This window comes from Sphingobacterium sp. JB170, assembly GCF_900163865.1.
GTDB lineage: Bacteria > Bacteroidota > Bacteroidia > Sphingobacteriales > Sphingobacteriaceae > Sphingobacterium.
On sequence record NZ_FUKU01000013.1, the window covers coordinates 1 to 15,502 of the forward strand.

At 39.2% G+C, this 15,502-nt stretch carries 16 protein-coding genes and 1 pseudogene; 4 read left to right on the plus strand and 13 right to left on the minus strand.

Going from position 1 to position 15,502, the window contains the following annotated elements; all coding sequences use genetic code 11:
- Positions 1-42: 42 nt before the first annotated feature.
- The gene (locus tag FM107_RS01430; RefSeq protein ID WP_256959276.1) at positions 43-291 is read right to left on the minus strand and encodes an RteC domain-containing protein; all 249 of its coding nucleotides are present in this window, start codon (positions 289-291) and stop codon (positions 43-45) included.
- A gap of 700 nt (positions 292-991) precedes the next feature.
- Here FM107_RS01430 and FM107_RS01435 point away from each other — a divergent pair.
- Entirely contained in the window at positions 992-1,945 is a 954-nt protein-coding gene (locus tag FM107_RS01435; protein ID WP_086946740.1) for a glycerophosphodiester phosphodiesterase family protein, read from the plus strand.
- A gap of 191 nt (positions 1,946-2,136) precedes the next feature.
- Here FM107_RS01435 and FM107_RS01440 read toward each other — a convergent pair whose 3' ends face one another.
- The 4 genes from FM107_RS01440 to FM107_RS01455 all read right to left on the minus strand — a co-directional run bounded on the left by FM107_RS01440 (position 2,137) and on the right by FM107_RS01455 (position 5,755).
- On the minus strand, positions 2,137-2,841 hold the full coding sequence (locus FM107_RS01440; protein WP_086946741.1) for a 2'-5' RNA ligase family protein: 705 nt from the start codon (positions 2,839-2,841) through the stop codon (positions 2,137-2,139).
- Between the two features lie 401 nt (positions 2,842-3,242).
- Positions 3,243-4,436, minus strand: a complete 1,194-nt coding sequence (locus tag FM107_RS01445; protein WP_086946742.1) for an ATP-binding protein — start codon at positions 4,434-4,436, stop codon at positions 3,243-3,245.
- A gap of 685 nt (positions 4,437-5,121) precedes the next feature.
- Positions 5,122-5,412 carry a helix-turn-helix domain-containing protein gene (locus tag FM107_RS01450; protein ID WP_086946743.1) on the minus strand — a complete coding sequence of 97 codons (291 nt, stop codon included), beginning with the start codon at positions 5,410-5,412 and terminating at the stop codon, positions 5,122-5,124.
- The gene (locus FM107_RS01455) at positions 5,402-5,755 is read right to left on the minus strand and encodes a type II toxin-antitoxin system RelE/ParE family toxin (RefSeq protein WP_086946744.1); all 354 of its coding nucleotides are present in this window, start codon (positions 5,753-5,755) and stop codon (positions 5,402-5,404) included. Before FM107_RS01455 ends, FM107_RS01450 begins: the two co-directional genes overlap by 11 nt.
- Before the next feature lie 195 nt (positions 5,756-5,950).
- Between FM107_RS01455 and FM107_RS01460 the strand changes: the two genes are divergently transcribed.
- On the plus strand, positions 5,951-6,328 hold the full coding sequence (locus FM107_RS01460) for an adenylosuccinate synthetase (RefSeq protein ID WP_086946745.1): 378 nt from the start codon (positions 5,951-5,953) through the stop codon (positions 6,326-6,328).
- Between the two features lie 106 nt (positions 6,329-6,434).
- Here the strand turns inward: FM107_RS01460 and FM107_RS01465 are convergent, their stop codons facing one another.
- The 5 genes and pseudogenes from FM107_RS01465 to FM107_RS01480 form a co-directional block, all read right to left on the minus strand.
- Complete coding sequence (locus FM107_RS01465) at positions 6,435-7,502, minus strand: nitronate monooxygenase family protein (protein WP_086946746.1); 1,068 nt, start codon at positions 7,500-7,502, stop codon at positions 6,435-6,437.
- Between the two features lie 88 nt (positions 7,503-7,590).
- Positions 7,591-7,845, minus strand: coding sequence for a tyrosine-type recombinase/integrase (locus FM107_RS01470; RefSeq protein WP_256959278.1), 255 nt, complete (start codon positions 7,843-7,845; stop codon positions 7,591-7,593).
- Positions 7,846-7,930: 85 nt separating this feature from the next.
- A complete protein-coding gene (locus FM107_RS01475; protein WP_218778892.1) occupies positions 7,931-8,125 on the minus strand; it encodes an SDR family NAD(P)-dependent oxidoreductase in 195 nt (64 codons plus the stop codon).
- A gap of 245 nt (positions 8,126-8,370) precedes the next feature.
- Positions 8,371-8,517, minus strand: a pseudogene (locus FM107_RS19280) (transposase domain-containing protein); the annotation flags it as partial.
- A 479-nt stretch (positions 8,518-8,996) separates the two neighbouring features.
- Positions 8,997-9,596 carry an RNA polymerase sigma factor gene (locus tag FM107_RS01480; protein ID WP_086946747.1) on the minus strand — a complete coding sequence of 200 codons (600 nt, stop codon included), beginning with the start codon at positions 9,594-9,596 and terminating at the stop codon, positions 8,997-8,999.
- A gap of 612 nt (positions 9,597-10,208) precedes the next feature.
- On the opposite strand from FM107_RS01480, the gene FM107_RS20130 reads away from it, so the two are divergent.
- Positions 10,209-10,478 (plus strand): SdpI family protein, encoded by a 270-nt coding sequence (locus FM107_RS20130; protein WP_086947181.1) that lies wholly within the window; start codon positions 10,209-10,211, stop codon positions 10,476-10,478.
- A gap of 284 nt (positions 10,479-10,762) precedes the next feature.
- Here FM107_RS20130 and FM107_RS01490 read toward each other — a convergent pair whose 3' ends face one another.
- The gene (locus FM107_RS01490) at positions 10,763-11,353 is read right to left on the minus strand and encodes an outer membrane beta-barrel protein (RefSeq protein ID WP_179204369.1); all 591 of its coding nucleotides are present in this window, start codon (positions 11,351-11,353) and stop codon (positions 10,763-10,765) included.
- Positions 11,354-11,618: 265 nt separating this feature from the next.
- Here FM107_RS01490 and FM107_RS01495 point away from each other — a divergent pair, with 265 nt between their 5' ends.
- Positions 11,619-12,560 (plus strand): hypothetical protein, encoded by a 942-nt coding sequence (locus FM107_RS01495; protein WP_086946749.1) that lies wholly within the window; start codon positions 11,619-11,621, stop codon positions 12,558-12,560.
- A 227-nt stretch (positions 12,561-12,787) separates the two neighbouring features.
- Here the strand turns inward: FM107_RS01495 and FM107_RS01500 are convergent, their stop codons facing one another.
- Together FM107_RS01500 and FM107_RS01505 are read right to left on the minus strand one after the other, a co-directional pair.
- Positions 12,788-13,342 (minus strand): ferritin, encoded by a 555-nt coding sequence (locus FM107_RS01500; protein WP_086947182.1) that lies wholly within the window; start codon positions 13,340-13,342, stop codon positions 12,788-12,790.
- A gap of 204 nt (positions 13,343-13,546) precedes the next feature.
- The gene (locus tag FM107_RS01505; protein ID WP_086946750.1) at positions 13,547-15,496 is read right to left on the minus strand and encodes a metallophosphoesterase; all 1,950 of its coding nucleotides are present in this window, start codon (positions 15,494-15,496) and stop codon (positions 13,547-13,549) included.
- Between the last annotated feature and the right edge of the window lie 6 nt (positions 15,497-15,502).

A 15,502-nucleotide genomic window follows, 5' to 3' on the forward strand; every position in this document is an offset into this window, starting at 1 on the left:
TAACAGAAACATCAATAACGTTAAAATACAAATTATTTAATTTCACCCAACGGGTTTATTATAGTAAATTAGTTTCCCTAAAATCTGTGGCTTGATATTCTTAAAGAAATCAATTTCCTGCTGTTCGCCCGCAAAGCTATCCTGCAATACTTTGGCTTTTATACTTCCCAGCATTTCATTTAGGAACAAAGTCATTTGGTATGCCTCTTCTCCCGTTTGCATCATTTGAGAAGATAGTTTATCTTCCTGATGCTGAATTTGCGATAATATTTTGCTCAACACGATTTCCATAGCATAGTCTTTTAAAAGTTATCACTATTTGTTTCGGCGTTACACCTATTGTTAGTATGTCAAAATTTGGGAATAATATTGAAACCAATATCACAGTTTCCCCCCAGTGGGGGAATTTTTACGAAGATTTTTCTAATAGAAGGAACAAAATAAAGGGTAAAGCCAATGTACTTCACCCTTTATTTTTTATATTTGCAGTATTGATTTACAAGGTAATTGAATGAAATCAAGTGCAGTAAGCACCATTACTAAATCGTTACCGATAGAGTTTCCCTCTCTTGTAAACTACTCTTTATGAACCGCTTTAGGTTAAAGTAATCTTTTTATGTAAAAAAACATAACGCTTTGCTTTGCGCTTCGTCGCCACAATTGTATCCATTTCCGCGGAAACCAGTGCTTCGTGACAAGCAAAATATGTTCGATACTAATTTCTCGCTTGTCGTCATGATCCAAAAGAAGCGTTAGCGGCAAGTATCGCTGCGTTTGGACCCATTCCACCTCCCCTATTTACATACGATTTTCAAGCAGTCTGCCTCCGCAGCGTTCATAGCTAACTTAATCGTTTGGTTATACAATCCTCACATTAACAAAACATAAGATGAGTAGATTTGCCAGATATTAGACGAACTAAACGGCATTTTTTCCTATCACTAGCAAAATCTCACCGATAATCATTGTCCGTAGAAATGACACACAAATAATGAAAGCATTTTTAACATTTTTATGCCTATTAGGCTTCCTCGCACCCTCATCGGTAGCGATTGCAAATACCACACTGGCGCGCTCCGATTCTTCCGCAGCGGAGCCTAAAAATAGATCCATTGAATTTCTTAAAGGCGAGCTCGCCAAGGCCCGCAGCAACTACATAATGGTGGTTGCCCACAGAGGGTACTGGCACCATGCTCCCGAAAATTCGATGGCCGCAATAAAAAATGCAGTCGAGATCGGCGTAGATATGGTTGAAGTGGACGCTAGGCGTACCAAAGACGGGGTAATGATCCTCATGCACGACAAAACCCTCGAGCGTACCACAAACGGCACGGGAACAGTGGCAGACCATACCTGGGAAGAGCTACAAAAGCTTAAACTAAAAACACATGAGGGAGTGCTAACCGAGCACACTATCCCGACTTTAGAGCAGGTAATGAACTACGCTAAGGGTAGAGTACTGGTGAACATCGATAAAGCGTGGGAAGCCTTTGAAGAAATAGGGCAAGTCCTACGCAAAACGGGCACCCTAGAGATCGCTGTGCCGAAAGCCGGAATAAACGCCCAGCAGATGCGTCCATGGATGCAGCATATCCAAGGGTCCCAGTTCATGGCCGTGATAGATTTAGATAAAGCGAAGGATCCACGTAAAAAGATCGACGACTATATTAGCGCCTACCAGCCGCCACTCATGGAGCTCTCCTTTCAGACCGAAAACTCTTCTATATTAGGGCAGTATGGTGATCTACAAGCCAAGGACGTCAAGATATGGATGACGCCCTGCGCGCCGCAGTGGGCAGCGGGACATGACGATAGCCGTGCCATCGGTGGCGACCTAGAAGGCGGGTGGGGATGGTTACTGGATCACGGAGCGACAATACTACTGACCAATGAACCTAAAGCACTCATTGCGTACCTAGAGACAAAAGGACGCCGCAATCCGTAGGGCATTTAATAATAGTTGATTTTTTCCGGTGACAGTTTATCTATTTCGTGCTGAAAATAAAGATCTTATAACACTGTATAAAATCTATATTATTTCAGGATTAGTCTTGTATTGCGATCGACAAAATCTACTTCATCAAGTATTAACCTCACGCCAATCCTTGCCGGTTCATACCAAAACGATCTCTGCCCCTAGGATAATGTAAAGCGTTTCAAAAGCTTTACCCTGGACTCTTTGCAGTACCAGTCGGTATATATCAGGTCTATATTAACACTGCTCGTTTTCCCGAAGTCAAAACTAAGGTATTCCTCAATCTTTTGGACGTAGCGCGCCGGTTTGCTGATTCGCTCGCGAAAACGTGCATTAGTTACATGCGCGGTTTTCGTAGGATATCGCTTATCAATGTCTTGCATCAACGATGAGCTCCTGAAATTCGTACGCAACGTTTCGCGTAATCGATTTAGATTCTCATTCAACATAAACCCCTGAACCATTACCGCCTCGCTTGTAACTGTCACACCCTTACTGTGTATGGCTAGATCGCTTATTCCAACGATGCTTTTGGAAATAATATCGATATATCTATCCAGTTGGACCTGCCTTAACTCAAAGTTATCATGACAAGAAATAAGTGCCAGAGCGGTGATATGCATATCCGAACGCGGTTGGTAATATTGCGCATCGTCGATGCTGCGAAGCTCGCTGGTGAACTTTTCTATTTTACACTTAACGGCTTCATCAGGCACGATGACTAAAGACAATCCCCGCCTATTATCGACAGGTTGATCGATATAGGTATCGATAGCATTATCCCCTATTTTTATGTCTTCTATCGAGTTTTCATAAAACCCGCGATATAGCCTCACTAATTCCTCGTTAGTATCTGTTTGTTCCATTCGGCTTTAAAATTAACGAATTAGATTGATCCACGTCTAAACGATGAACGCCTGGGTAAAAGTGTGTTCGTGTTTATTATAAATTTGTACGATTTATACCCTTACGGCGAAATCGAAATTTGTGCCACAGTAAAAATGTTTCCATGACCTACTCCCATGCGAGCGGGCGGTTCATTTAGTTTTGTGAATTTGCATATCAACAGAAAAAATGATACACCCGGATATCTTCACACACTGGTCCAATTATATCTTTTAGGCGATAGCGGAATAATTTCGCGAGACTCCATAGCGATTAATTCTTTCATCCCACCAGCCTCACTGGCACTTGGATTCAAGTTGTGGGCTGTCTCGTCATCCTTCTTTAACGTCCGAAATTTTGATGGACCTAAGGAAAAAGTTACTCAATACATAAAACCGAATAACCATAAAGGAATTTTTGCACCAAAGCCTGTTTCGATATCGTCAGCGGCTATGAGATACGACATTTCCTCACGAACCTGCTTCGCTGTTTTGTTTTTCCCGCCCACTTCTATTGTGACCCCTTCCACTAAAAAATCGCCCGTAGCGGGTTCCTGAACATCAAACCCCGTATTCAGCAGTTGCCCCAAAAGAAACGTTTCTCGTAAATTACCTTTATCGGGCACGGGATGGATAGCATAAGAAAGATTAGTGTTTTCCAAGAATATTTTATCAGGCTTTTGAAGTCTTGAAACTCCTTTGCCCGCAACAGACAATACATTCAACAATCTAGCGTCCCGTAGTTGATAAATATATTCTAATATGCGATCACGTGATATATCCAACTTGCTTGATAATGCAGAAATATTCGGTTTAAAGGGAACAGACTCCGCAACAACTGCTAAAAGTTTCTTCACCTTAGCGGCCGTACCCGCGTTATAGGAAGCGACATATGCAAGGTCTGTATCTACCACGGCATCAATAATTTGCTCCAATTTAGGCAGGTATTCATTTTCGCCCTCCGTAAAAATAGGTAAATAGCCTCTTTTCAAATACTTAGCAAATTCCGGTAATGGTCGAATCGTTGAGGCGATGTCTCCACTAATTTCACGGTGACGATCTTGAATGTCGTCGAAAGAGATAGACGAAAAACTCGCTATTCCCGCAAAAATCAGATATTCCCGAAACGATAACCCAGGTAATGAATAACTGATGACTCGTCTACTTAAATCGGCCTGACCTCGATAGATATCTAACGCAGATGAAGCTGAAAAAATTACTTTTAGCTGGGGTATTCCGTCATATATGTTCTTGAGTTCTCTTGACCAATTTGGATATTTATGTACTTCATCGATAAATATCACCTCCCCTCCTTGTTGATACCAATCCATCGCCGTATCCAACAAACTGTGGTTATAAAACCAGGTATGATCAGCCGTGACGTATAATGCTTTACCGAATTGATTCCCTAAGTCGTATTTTAGATGTTGCAATAACAACGTCGTTTTGCCTGCTCCTCGGGGTCCCTTTATACCGATCATTCGCTGATCCCAATTAATTTGATCATGCAAACTTCTCCGAAAATTATTGGCAATATTTCTTAAGAGAATATCTTGAAAATTTAATATTACTTCCATTTTGCAGTGTTAACACTACAAATATACTGATATTTTGCGGTTTTAAAACTGCAAAACAAACTGTAAAATGAAGTATTCAAACAACAATATTATTTCGGTCCCCAAAATCGATAAAAACTGGATTAACAACGATCAAAATGTTTATCCCTATTTCATCTTTAAGATTATATCATTTTAACTAACAAATGGGCTAGTACGCAAATAGATATTATATGATGCTATAAAGAATATTTGTTTGCCACTACTTTATTCCACATGTCTTGTATATATCCCCAACCGTAATCACTTTGTAATCATAGATACCTCACATTGTAGAATGCCGACTATTGTATATGGCAAGTTGTAAAGCGAACTTTATAAACCAGCGCGTAAAACCCTTTCATCGTTTTATTGGGGATGGTATTTAAGCGTGGTCTAGCTTAAACTTTGCAAAGGATACCAAAAATTACATGCGGCATTAAAGGATATTTTAGAGTGATTTTAGTTTTATCCTCAAAAGCAAATTGAGATGATCGACTATTCACAAAACACTAAAAATGATTTATATATCAATCGTTTTTAGTGTTTTAGTATGAAATATCAAACAATCCATAAAATGAAGAAGCAAATGGGTAACAGGCAATTCAAACCTTACCATAATCAGAATTAACGTCTTGCAGCTTGGTGAAGGGTAGTGGTTAAGTTTCTACAGTTCGATAGAGATTTTTACTTTTCCACCAAGTCCTTTCTCTACGATGTCAAACAATGTCTTTAGTGTCAGATTGCTTCCGTTGTTTTCTATCCTCGAAATGTACTCGCGTTTTCGGTCCACAAGTTCACCCAATTCGCTCTGGGTTAATTTCTTATCTTCTCTTGCTTTGCGCAACATTAGTCCGATTTTAAAACTTTCAAAATCCCTGTCAAGCTCATCACGTCTTTCAGTTCCTTTTTGTCCATAGACAGTATTTTTAACCTCTTTCCAGCTTTTAGTTTCCATTTTTCTTGTTTTTTTGTTCGTAGTATTCTGCCATTAGGCGCAATCCTTTTTCAATTTCGTTTTTTGGGGTTTTCTGTGTCTTTTTCTGAAATCCGTTCAGCAGTATCACAAGTTTATCGTTGTCGAAGAAACAGAATACACGCCAGATATTTGAGCCCAATTGGATCCGTGCTTCGTAAAGCCCATCAGTTCCCACGAGAAATTTCAGATAGTTGGATGGCACACGTTCAAGAGTTTCAATAGCCTCAATGATCTTGAAGATTTTGTCCTGAACCTTGTTGGGTTGTTCAAGCAGGAATTTCTCAAAGTAATCCTTAAAAGCTATAACCTCTCTTACTTTCATAAACAAAGGTAACTTATAAGTTACTATAATACAAATTATTTTTCCTGTTCGATGGAAAATGCATTATGCGTTTGGGTATTGGCAAATAACGAGGGAATAATGATAGAAAGTTAATTCCTCGCGACAAAACGTTTAGAAAAACAAGTCGTCTTTACACCATAGATACATAATAAGCCCAAATCTCTAGGCTAGATAATGAAATCAAAAAAAGGGTATGTATCAATGATTTATGATACAGACCCAGCCCAACTGGTAATGACAAAAGCCGATGTATTGAGCGGTTTAAACAAGATTTACGTTTGTACTCATTACAATTATCAGGGTAAAATAATTGATTATATCCCTTTTGGGATAGCTGTGCATCAGCCAGAACCAGTTTTTAAGGAAATTGAAGGCTGGGATGAAGATATCACCACTATTAGCGAGATTAAAGATATTCCAACCAAATTACAAGAATATATCCGTTTCTTGGAAGCTGAAGTAGGAGTGCCCATCAAATATTTGTCCTTTGGACCAGACAGAAAGCAAACGTTAGGCCTTGATCAGAGTGTGGAAGAGTTGTCACTTAGGTAATTCACCAATTTACATATTAGTCCCTAATTACCTAAAGGGAGTGTAAAACAAACTCAATGAAAGACACAGCTCACTACTTAAAGCAGTGGGCTGTGTTGTTATTTCGTTAGCAATAATTATTTTCCGTTTCTATGATTAAACTTCTTATTATATCGGCAGTCGATTTCCCGCTATATTCGTTAATAGATTGACCCGCCCAAATATTTAAAAACTCCGTATTTTGATTGATTTTTGCAATTTTTCTTAATTCAAAGGTCAATTTATTTTGATATGGAAATGGCAAAATAAACTCACTTGTTTCCATTATATCAATGAAAGTATTTTTTATCCCTCTCGCAAATCTTCCCGAAAAACTCTTTGTTAATACAATATCTGTTTCTTTAACTTTTCGCAATCGTTCTTTTTGAAACGCCTCCAAAGCACTTTCTGCTGAGCCTAACAATAAACTGCCAATTTGAAACCCACTTGCTCCCAAAGTTTTTGACGCAACCAATGTTTTTGCATTGAAAATCCCTCCTGCATAAATAAGCGGTACATTTACAGTTTCGCTCACTTGTGCCAACAGAGACAGACCACCAATTTTAGGAATATCTTCTGATCCGAAACTTCCTCGATGACCACCTGCTTCAAGTCCCTGCACACAAATAACATCAATTCCTGATTGCTCTAAAATAAGCGCCTCATTGACTGACGTACAAGTACCAATCAATAATGTTCCATTACTTTTAAGTCTGTCTATACTTTGTTTATCAAGATTGCCAAAAGTGAAACTTAGAATTTTGCAGTTTTCAGAAATGATAGCGTCTATCTGCTGGTGATAACTATTGATTTTCAGATCATCAATACTTGGGATTTCTATCTCCAAATTATTCTGTTTGGCCAAGCGTTCAACAAAAAATTTAGCTTTATCATATTTTCCTTTAAGAGCTTCTGTAATTTCGGGAATGCTGTGAGCAAAAAAATTTACAGCAAAAGGTTTATTTGTAAGATGTTTGGCAGCGCGGATTACTTCTATACATTTTTCAGTATTCAGGTCTGCCAAAGCCAAAGAGCCTAAGCAATTCGCATTTGAAGTTACTGCAACCATTTCGGGGGTTGTTACTCCAAACATTGGAGCTTGTATAATAGGATAATCAATTTTTAATATTCGGGTCAAATCATTCTGCCAATTCATAACTATTCTACTTTATATGATACAATAAAATTACAAAAAAAAGCCAGCGCAAAAACTGCATTGACTTTCATTAATTGCTTTATTGGTTTCAGAGGTGAGCTACAAAAGACTGTTCCAGTCCTTTAAATTTATGCGATACCTTTTGCATATCCTTACCAACTTTTTCGTTGAGTATCTTGGCGTAAATTTGCGTAGTGGCAATATTCTTATGTCCCAACATCTTGCTCAAATTTTCAAAGAGAATACCCTCCCTTAAAAACAGGCGAGCAAAGATATGACGTGCCAAATGGACGGATAAAACTAAACTTATGTGAGATAAGAAACAACATGAAAAATCACACAAAAAAAATATAAAACGGCCGTAAATTCTTTATTACAACCGTTTTACCTATTTTCAATCTTTGATGTTTAGTTACTAAAAATTTATTTTAAAAAAATGTGGCAAGCGCGCCGATCGCTATTTTAAGGAATATACCCTGTTCTTTCGCATCCCTTATCAGATCACTCATTTGTGGGTAACCCTGTGCGGTTGCGATTACTTTATGTCCTTTTTTTGCCAAATCAAATGCGGCGATTTTCCCAAAACCGCTGGCTGCTCCTGTAATTAATATCGTTTTACTCATTTCATTTTGTTTAAATAGTATAAAACAAATTTGGGCTATTTAACGATAAATTAGGTTGCTGTAAAGTCCAATTTTATATTGTTCAGAAGCTCATCTCTCAAAACACGTATTTCCAAAGGGCATACGCAATTTTGGTATTCACCTATTTTTTAGAGGTATCTCGTTCTTCCACGTAGGAATTCGGTCTCTTACATTGCTGGTATCCGCCTTATGAAGTACGTATTTTATTTGTGATCATATATTTATTAGTTCTGCGGGTACAGATCCTTAATCTTTTTATGGTTTATTGTCATGATGTTTTGGAGCGTATATTTAAGCCATTGGAATGGATTCACATCATGCTTCTTGCAGATAACAAAGAACGAAGAGATTATGGCCGCTCGCTGCGCCGCTTTATCCCGATCATTCGCTGATCCCATTTAATTTGGTCATGCAAATTTCTCTGAAAATTATTGGCAATATTTCTTAAGAGAATATCTTGGAAATTTAATATTACTTCCGTTTTCAGTTTTAACACTACAAAATAAACTATAAAATACAGTATTGAAACAACACTTTGTCCGTTTGAAGGTAAAATAAGGTCAAAGCCAAGTTGAATATCAAAAATACAGTACAACATTTTTAACGAACTTTCGGTCAAGACAATTAGCACCTGGTTATGAAAATACCTTAAATAAAAAGGACCGTATCACAGCGGGAACGATACGGTCCATTTATTTTAGAAATAATTCCAACCGATAATCCGGTCGTTCAAATGATTTGGATTCCAGTTTTCGGTTAAGGTGCAATTCGATACATCCGAGCGGGTATCAGCCGCTCGGTAATCTCACGACTGGAAATACCTACATCGAGGGCCTCACCCATATAATCTTCAAAATATAAAATGCGAATGGGATGAAACCCTTTCTTTAAAGCAATTATAGTGTTTTTCAATTTGTAGTTTCACTTTTCTAGAAGCGGTAATAAATTGGTTCTTTATAGTGTGAATGGACACCCCCATTCGCTCAGCGATCTCCTGATATGTATATTCAAATAGTTTATGCATCTGGTAGATTTCACGTTGCTTTTCGGGTAAAGAATCGATTGCTAAAGTTAAGGTTCGTTGTAAATCGTTCAGTTCAACTTGACGTTGCGTATCATCGGAATAGTCATACCATCCCTGTTTAAGGTGAACATCATAACGCATCCGCACCATATTGCGTCGGAAATTCTGAAGAATCAGCCTTTTAGAAAGCGTAAATAAAAAAGGATAAATTCCGTGGGCACCGTCTAATTTATCTTTATATTCAAAGAGCTTTATAAACGACTCCTGCACGATGTCTTCAGCTTCCTCTTCATTTTTTGTAATCCCAACCACATAACGATATAAAGAAACATGATAACGGTCGAAGAGAAGACGGAAAATGAAGGCGTCACCTGTTTTAAACGCCTCAAATTCTCTATCCGTAATATCCCTTTTTGAAAATTTCATTATCTCTTTTTCGCCGACACAAAAAACGATATTTAAGATAACTTAGGTATTAAACTTACTTTAAGTTACTGTGAATTTAACATCACATCGGGAAAACGTTAACTTCCGTTACACTCGCTTTTCCAATTCATTTAACCAGCAATAGAGCGATCGGAATACTTGACGACTCTATTCAGGAATTGCGCCGCGTGGCACATCATATGGTGCCCGCTTCGTTATTAAGAAACGGTATCAAAGATTCTTTGTCCGATTTCTGCGCAGCTATTTCCAGCGTTCAATTCCATTTTATTGACAATCTGACGCGCCTACACGGCAAACTGGAGATCATGGTTTACCGCTGTCTACATGAATAAGTGAACAACGCCCTTAAGCATTCGAAAATATATCTATATATTAGATAGAAATCATTTAATCAATAATTATGAAACGATTTTCTTGCATTGTTTAAGTTTCTTTTGTGTGATGGCTGCCGCACTTGTACTTTATATAATACCCTTTGACAACAGCGTTAAACTAAAAACATAAAAGATGGAACTAAATTATTTAAAGGACTTTTTTGATATTTTTTTCGCAGATTTGATAATAAGTTTTGTGACGATATTATTGTTTTTTATGCAAAAAAAACAAATCAACTCTATTGTCGGATACAGAACGTCAAATTCGATGAAAAATCAGAGAAACTGGGATTTTGCCCAAAAATTCTATTTCAGATATTGGCTGCTGGCAATTCCACTCGTAATTTTGTTCCAAATAACATTGCTTTTCATATTTCAGATAGACAATACAGGACTCATTGAAACATTGTCTATGGTTCTGTTCTTTACCTATTCAATAATTTTAATTTTTATCACGGAAAGAAAATTAAAAAAGCTTACGCCTTAAAATCGAACTATATCAGTAAAAATTCATTAAGTAAAAATCCTCTAAAAGTGCAAAGAAAACTAACGTGGAACTGCCCAAAACAGAACCATTCACGAATCACGGTCGTAAATTTACGAGCTGGAAAAAAACGTTACATTAGATACCATATTCAAACGCGGTCAGCATCTGGGGATTTTAGAAACGTTGAACAAACTTCTCATGGAAGAATTCAACAACACGCCGTACAAATCACTATAAATAAAAATCCTCTAGGCTAAAAAATTCCGCCTCGATCTACGCATAATCTAAAGAAGCTTCCAACGGAAACCGATTTGATATTGATTCAATTTTAAATCATGTGTATCACCGATTTCATCGAATTTCTTCAGGCTGCGATAACGGAAATAAAAATTACCGATATCTAGCCCTAGACCATAACCAAACCGCCCGCTATCTTTGAAAGCCTCGGCTCCATCATTAAGCCTGAAATCACCGTCGTTTAATATCTTGTTGTACTCAGGCCCGCCCACAATCGCAAAATTCGGTGTTATCTTCAATTTCGCATAGAGCGGTAAGTTGAAAAATTGCACCGACTTATTGCCTTTATTCAGCCCATTGGAAATTGATTTACCTTCATCATTGGCTCTAATACGAGTAACATTGAACGATGGCTCCCCCTGGAGCGCAAAATGATCGGTAAGATGATAGGTAAGAAACGCTCCGACCTGCAGGCCAACTTTACCCGCAGAACGGAAATACGTGCCATCAGGCTTTGAAAGATTAACACCCCCACTAATACCAATATCTATTTGAGCGAACGATGGCAGAACAGTGAAAAACAGCACGGCGCTCACCGCCAAAGACTTTAAGAACTTATTCAAATTATATTGTTTCACGTTAAATATATTATGTGAGCAATTTAGCAAATTACATCGTAAAAATTGACCTATTTACTCAAAATGCCAGTACGTCAATGCAAAATCATAAGTTTAAAGATGCACGATAATTCCCTATTCCCATGGGGAATTTATAAAATCTGAAAATTCAGCATGCACTATTCAAACTAATTCGTTAATTTCACGTATCGAATCAATTGGAATTAACGCTGTAGCGCACACCCGCTATTTAACGTTCAAACTATATCGTTAACGAATTTAAATCATGAACCGGCCCTATCTACATGCCCTTTCCCGAATTATTCTGGTGATAAGCGTAATTCTTACTGCTATTTCATGTGAGAAAGACGAAAAAGAATTCTATCCAGAACTCGTTTTTCCATTAGATACCTACTATGTCTCTCAGGGGACCGATTTGCGCGTATATATCCAACAGGGCAACGGCGCTTATGAGTTGAATGCAGCCGATGCAAACATCTTAGCCTTTGACAAGGACGAACAGTCCTGGCCGGCAGGCGCAATAACCATCAGCGGACTGAAAAAAGGGAGTACGACACTCACCGTAAATGACATACGAAACAAGAAAAACGTAACGCTCAATATTCATGTGGTCGATCCGTACCTTATCACGCAAATTGGAAGCCCTACCCCCCTATTTAAATGGAAAGAAGGGGTTATCCAAAACCAGGATAAAGCCAACGAGATACGAAACGATATAAATAAATATAAGGTTTTTGAGCCTCAAAATATCCTAGTTTTTAAAACCGGCACCTCTTCCGAATATATGCTATTCCAAGACACCGAACATATTGATCGCTCGCAAGTGATTAGCGAAGGATCATTTGAGTTTTCAGCTACCTTAGCCACAGAGCCCATGCTTATATTAACCGACAAGCATACCAAAAAGCAAGAAAAGCTACCGTTATATTTCTACCAGCAAAATACACCTAAGCTGCTTTTAAATTTTTTAAATCTCGCTAACCGAGCCAATAGCGAGCTCACGGCCGCTAGTGGTGAAGGCGTCCAATTGAACACCTCTCCCGTCGAATCTTTAGAAGGTAAATTCTTTTATTTTAAGGACATCTCCGCTCAGATAAAGGCTAAACACCCAGAGGCCGAAATAGCTCAAGTATATCAAGATGTTAAAATCATGGAGCACTTTCATGATTATGGCATCGAGATAGGTTCGGGAATCCTTGCGCCTTAATGTGGTAAACTAAACGGGGTAGGTAATGGAGTAAGAAGACATCATGCCTTTTCGAGGTGACCAAAGAAGACCCGGTAAATAAAAGGACAAGGCTTTAGAGCGGTCCGTAAAGCCTTGTCCCTATCATCAAATGCTGAACACCCGGATTTAACCCCAAAAAAACAATCTATCTTTGTGATTTTCACTACCTTTATGAATTATCCTCTCGTAAGCAAAATGATCTAATTTTACTCGGGATTATCTGCCGTTGATGTTCTGGCTAAGGTTACCTCATCCGGAGCGTCCCCTAAGAATTTATCCAAGGCGAACAAGGATTCATCGGTTGCCCTATCACCACCCGCAATCTTCAGTTTATCAATTAACTCGAGGGCGAGTTTTTCTTCCTCGATTTGTTCCTTCACAAACCATTGTGCAAAGTTCCAGGTTGCCCAATCCTTTTCATCCATAGATTGGTTCACCAAACCATAAATGGCATTGGTGTTATCAATTTCATGTTGTAAAACTAAGTTGAAACATTCAGTCATATTCTTGGGTAGTTGCTTCGGAGCTTCTACAGCCTCCACCATAGGGGTTCCTCCTCTTTCTAGGATGTACATCATAATTTTGATCATATGATTACGTTCTTCTTGTGCATGTCGGAACAAGAAATTAGAAACGCCCCCATACCCTTGTGAATCAGCCCATATTCCTAGCGCTAAATAAATCTGAGAAGCTTGATTCTCTTTTGTCATTTGCTTAATCAGCGATGCCTGCATCGTCTTTGAAAGTCTGTTCGTATTCATCGTTACCATTTTTTCTTAGAAAACAGTATAAATCAGGCTTTGTTTCGACAAAATAAACTCTTAGGACTGTAATCATGATTTTACGCGACACCACTGTCTGTTTTTATGCCTATTAGAAACCTAAAAAGTGTGCTCTTTGTAATCCTTTTAGATCCAATCGATTGAACTACATAAAAACAAAAATTATTCAAAAATACTTTTGCGTTATTTGAGAATTTGGTTCATATAATATTCCTTAATGGCATAGGGAAGGTTTACAACTTCCTCAAGCGTTGCTTCCAGTGGAATTTTCTTACCCGATTCGAGAATAATTTCCTTATCATCGGGCCTAAAAACAGCAGGCCTTACTTTACCATCTCCGTTGTAATCTCCCGGTACTGGAAGGTCGCCCTTTTTGCCTAGAGATACCGCAGTACTCCGTCCGTATATGAACCATTCTCCTGTAGACGGTCTCCATACTGCCATTTCCGCTTTACCGTCTCCGTTATAGTCTCCCGGAACTGGAACATCACCAAGCTTTCCGAACGGAATGTTACCGACCTCCGCTATATACCACGTTTGGTTCGACCATCGCCACACAGCCTTTTCGATAGCGCCATCGCCATCATAGTCCGCGAGAACGGGTGTGGATTCCGCCCAGCCATGTTTTAATGGTTTCTTTTCGCCTTTTATCCGCCACAGCGCAGTCTCTGGTGTCCATACAGCAAGTTCAGCTACGCCGTCCCCATCATAATCTCCAGGCACAGGGATATCCCCTGGCTCACCGAAGAATTCAGATCTACCATCAGCCATCACGAACATTCCCTTATTGATGTTATATGCCGCTGGAACGGTTATAGCTCCACCTTCGTAATATGAAGGTACAGCGACACCTCCGGCATTCCACTGGGAGAATTTGAGCTTCCCGTCTGCGCCGAACCAGTTGCCGCTTTTAAAAACCATGGCATCCGATTTTCCATCTAAATCAAAATCATATTGCCGGCTTGCGGCTGCTTCACGGAACAAACTGACTTCAAAATTCGAATCATCGTCGAGTTCTTCATAGTCATGATAGGGGGAAAAGCTACGTACCTCAATTTTATCCTTTTCTACATCAAGACTCATTAACCGCATCATACCGTTACCCCCCATTGGTCTACTTTGGTAATCCGCAAGGAAGCTTTTTACGGTACTTCCATTATAGGTATCCTGACGGAATCCTTCCCCATTATCTCCAACATGACCGCCGGCCATCATAAAAAAATTCTTATAGGTTTTCAGCTTGCTGTACAAACGATCAGCCTGCTTGGAAAAGGGCGCAGCTCCCCCGAGATTCGTACCTGCTACAGGATTTAGAAAAAGGGTATAATGGGTAACAACGATTGCTTTACGCGTGGGATACTGCTGCAGTAACCCTTCGGCCCACTCATTCATCTCTTCCTGCTGTTCATCGAAGGAATCGTACTCTATATAAATTACAATGAAATCTAACCCCGCTGCCGAGAACAGGTCATAATGCGAATCATTATCACTTCCAAAATGCCCTCCATAATAACTACGACTACGAAAACGGTCAATACCAAAATACTGATTAAAATATTTAGTGGTTCCGGATTTCGCAAACTGAGACGGTATCTGATCATGATTGCCCACCGCCAACCCGTACGGAATTCCTTCGGGAAGTCCCGCAAGAGGCTCTTCTAGCCTATGCATAACCTTTGCCGCATTACGCCACTGCTCGGGCGCCGCATCACCATTGTCGGTGATATCGCCTAAGTGGATCACGTAGGCTATGTTTTCTGCGCTTTGGTTCTTTATAATCCAGTCAACCTGCGCGGCAAAAAGTTCATTATTCCCTCCTTGGGATTCTTTCGTATTATACTGCGTATCGGGTATAATTGCAATCGAAAACTTCTTGGCAGACTGCCCTTGTTTTAATGAAACGAGGTCCGTAGTCGTACTATCCGGTTTCTGGAATCCTACTAGTGGACTTAGTTCATAGTTAGCTGTCATTTCTTCCTGCAGCAATAACCTTGTGTGCACTAAACTCGAGGAATGACGCATTAAATACGCTGACTCACTCCATTTTTGATTCGAGCAAATCACGAGAACAGGGGACAATAGCGCCGCTCCGAAAAACAGTACTGTCAGGCTCTTATGTTTTAAAAAATCCATATATCA

What these genes read in the sequence shown, in the direction of transcription:
- FM107_RS01430 (WP_256959276.1), bottom strand. Translation starts at nt 291, where the DNA reads ATGGAAATCGTGTTGAGCAAAATATTATCGCAAATTCAGCATCAGGAA.
- FM107_RS01435 (WP_086946740.1), top strand. Translation starts at nt 992, where the DNA reads ATGAAAGCATTTTTAACATTTTTATGCCTATTAGGCTTCCTCGCACCC.
- FM107_RS01440 (WP_086946741.1), bottom strand. Translation starts at nt 2,841, where the DNA reads ATGGAACAAACAGATACTAACGAGGAATTAGTGAGGCTATATCGCGGG.
- FM107_RS01445 (WP_086946742.1), bottom strand. Translation starts at nt 4,436, where the DNA reads ATGGAAGTAATATTAAATTTTCAAGATATTCTCTTAAGAAATATTGCC.
- FM107_RS01450 (WP_086946743.1), bottom strand. Translation starts at nt 5,412, where the DNA reads ATGGAAACTAAAAGCTGGAAAGAGGTTAAAAATACTGTCTATGGACAA.
- FM107_RS01455 (WP_086946744.1), bottom strand. Translation starts at nt 5,755, where the DNA reads ATGAAAGTAAGAGAGGTTATAGCTTTTAAGGATTACTTTGAGAAATTC.
- FM107_RS01460 (WP_086946745.1), top strand. Translation starts at nt 5,951, where the DNA reads ATGAAATCAAAAAAAGGGTATGTATCAATGATTTATGATACAGACCCA.
- FM107_RS01465 (WP_086946746.1), bottom strand. Translation starts at nt 7,502, where the DNA reads ATGAATTGGCAGAATGATTTGACCCGAATATTAAAAATTGATTATCCT.
- FM107_RS01475 (WP_218778892.1), bottom strand. Translation starts at nt 8,125, where the DNA reads ATGAGTAAAACGATATTAATTACAGGAGCAGCCAGCGGTTTTGGGAAA.
- FM107_RS01480 (WP_086946747.1), bottom strand. Translation starts at nt 9,596, where the DNA reads ATGAAATTTTCAAAAAGGGATATTACGGATAGAGAATTTGAGGCGTTT.
- FM107_RS20130 (WP_086947181.1), top strand. Translation starts at nt 10,209, where the DNA reads ATGCAAAAAAAACAAATCAACTCTATTGTCGGATACAGAACGTCAAAT.
- FM107_RS01495 (WP_086946749.1), top strand. Translation starts at nt 11,619, where the DNA reads ATGAACCGGCCCTATCTACATGCCCTTTCCCGAATTATTCTGGTGATA.
- FM107_RS01500 (WP_086947182.1), bottom strand. Translation starts at nt 13,342, where the DNA reads ATGAATACGAACAGACTTTCAAAGACGATGCAGGCATCGCTGATTAAG.
- FM107_RS01505 (WP_086946750.1), bottom strand. Translation starts at nt 15,496, where the DNA reads ATGGATTTTTTAAAACATAAGAGCCTGACAGTACTGTTTTTCGGAGCG.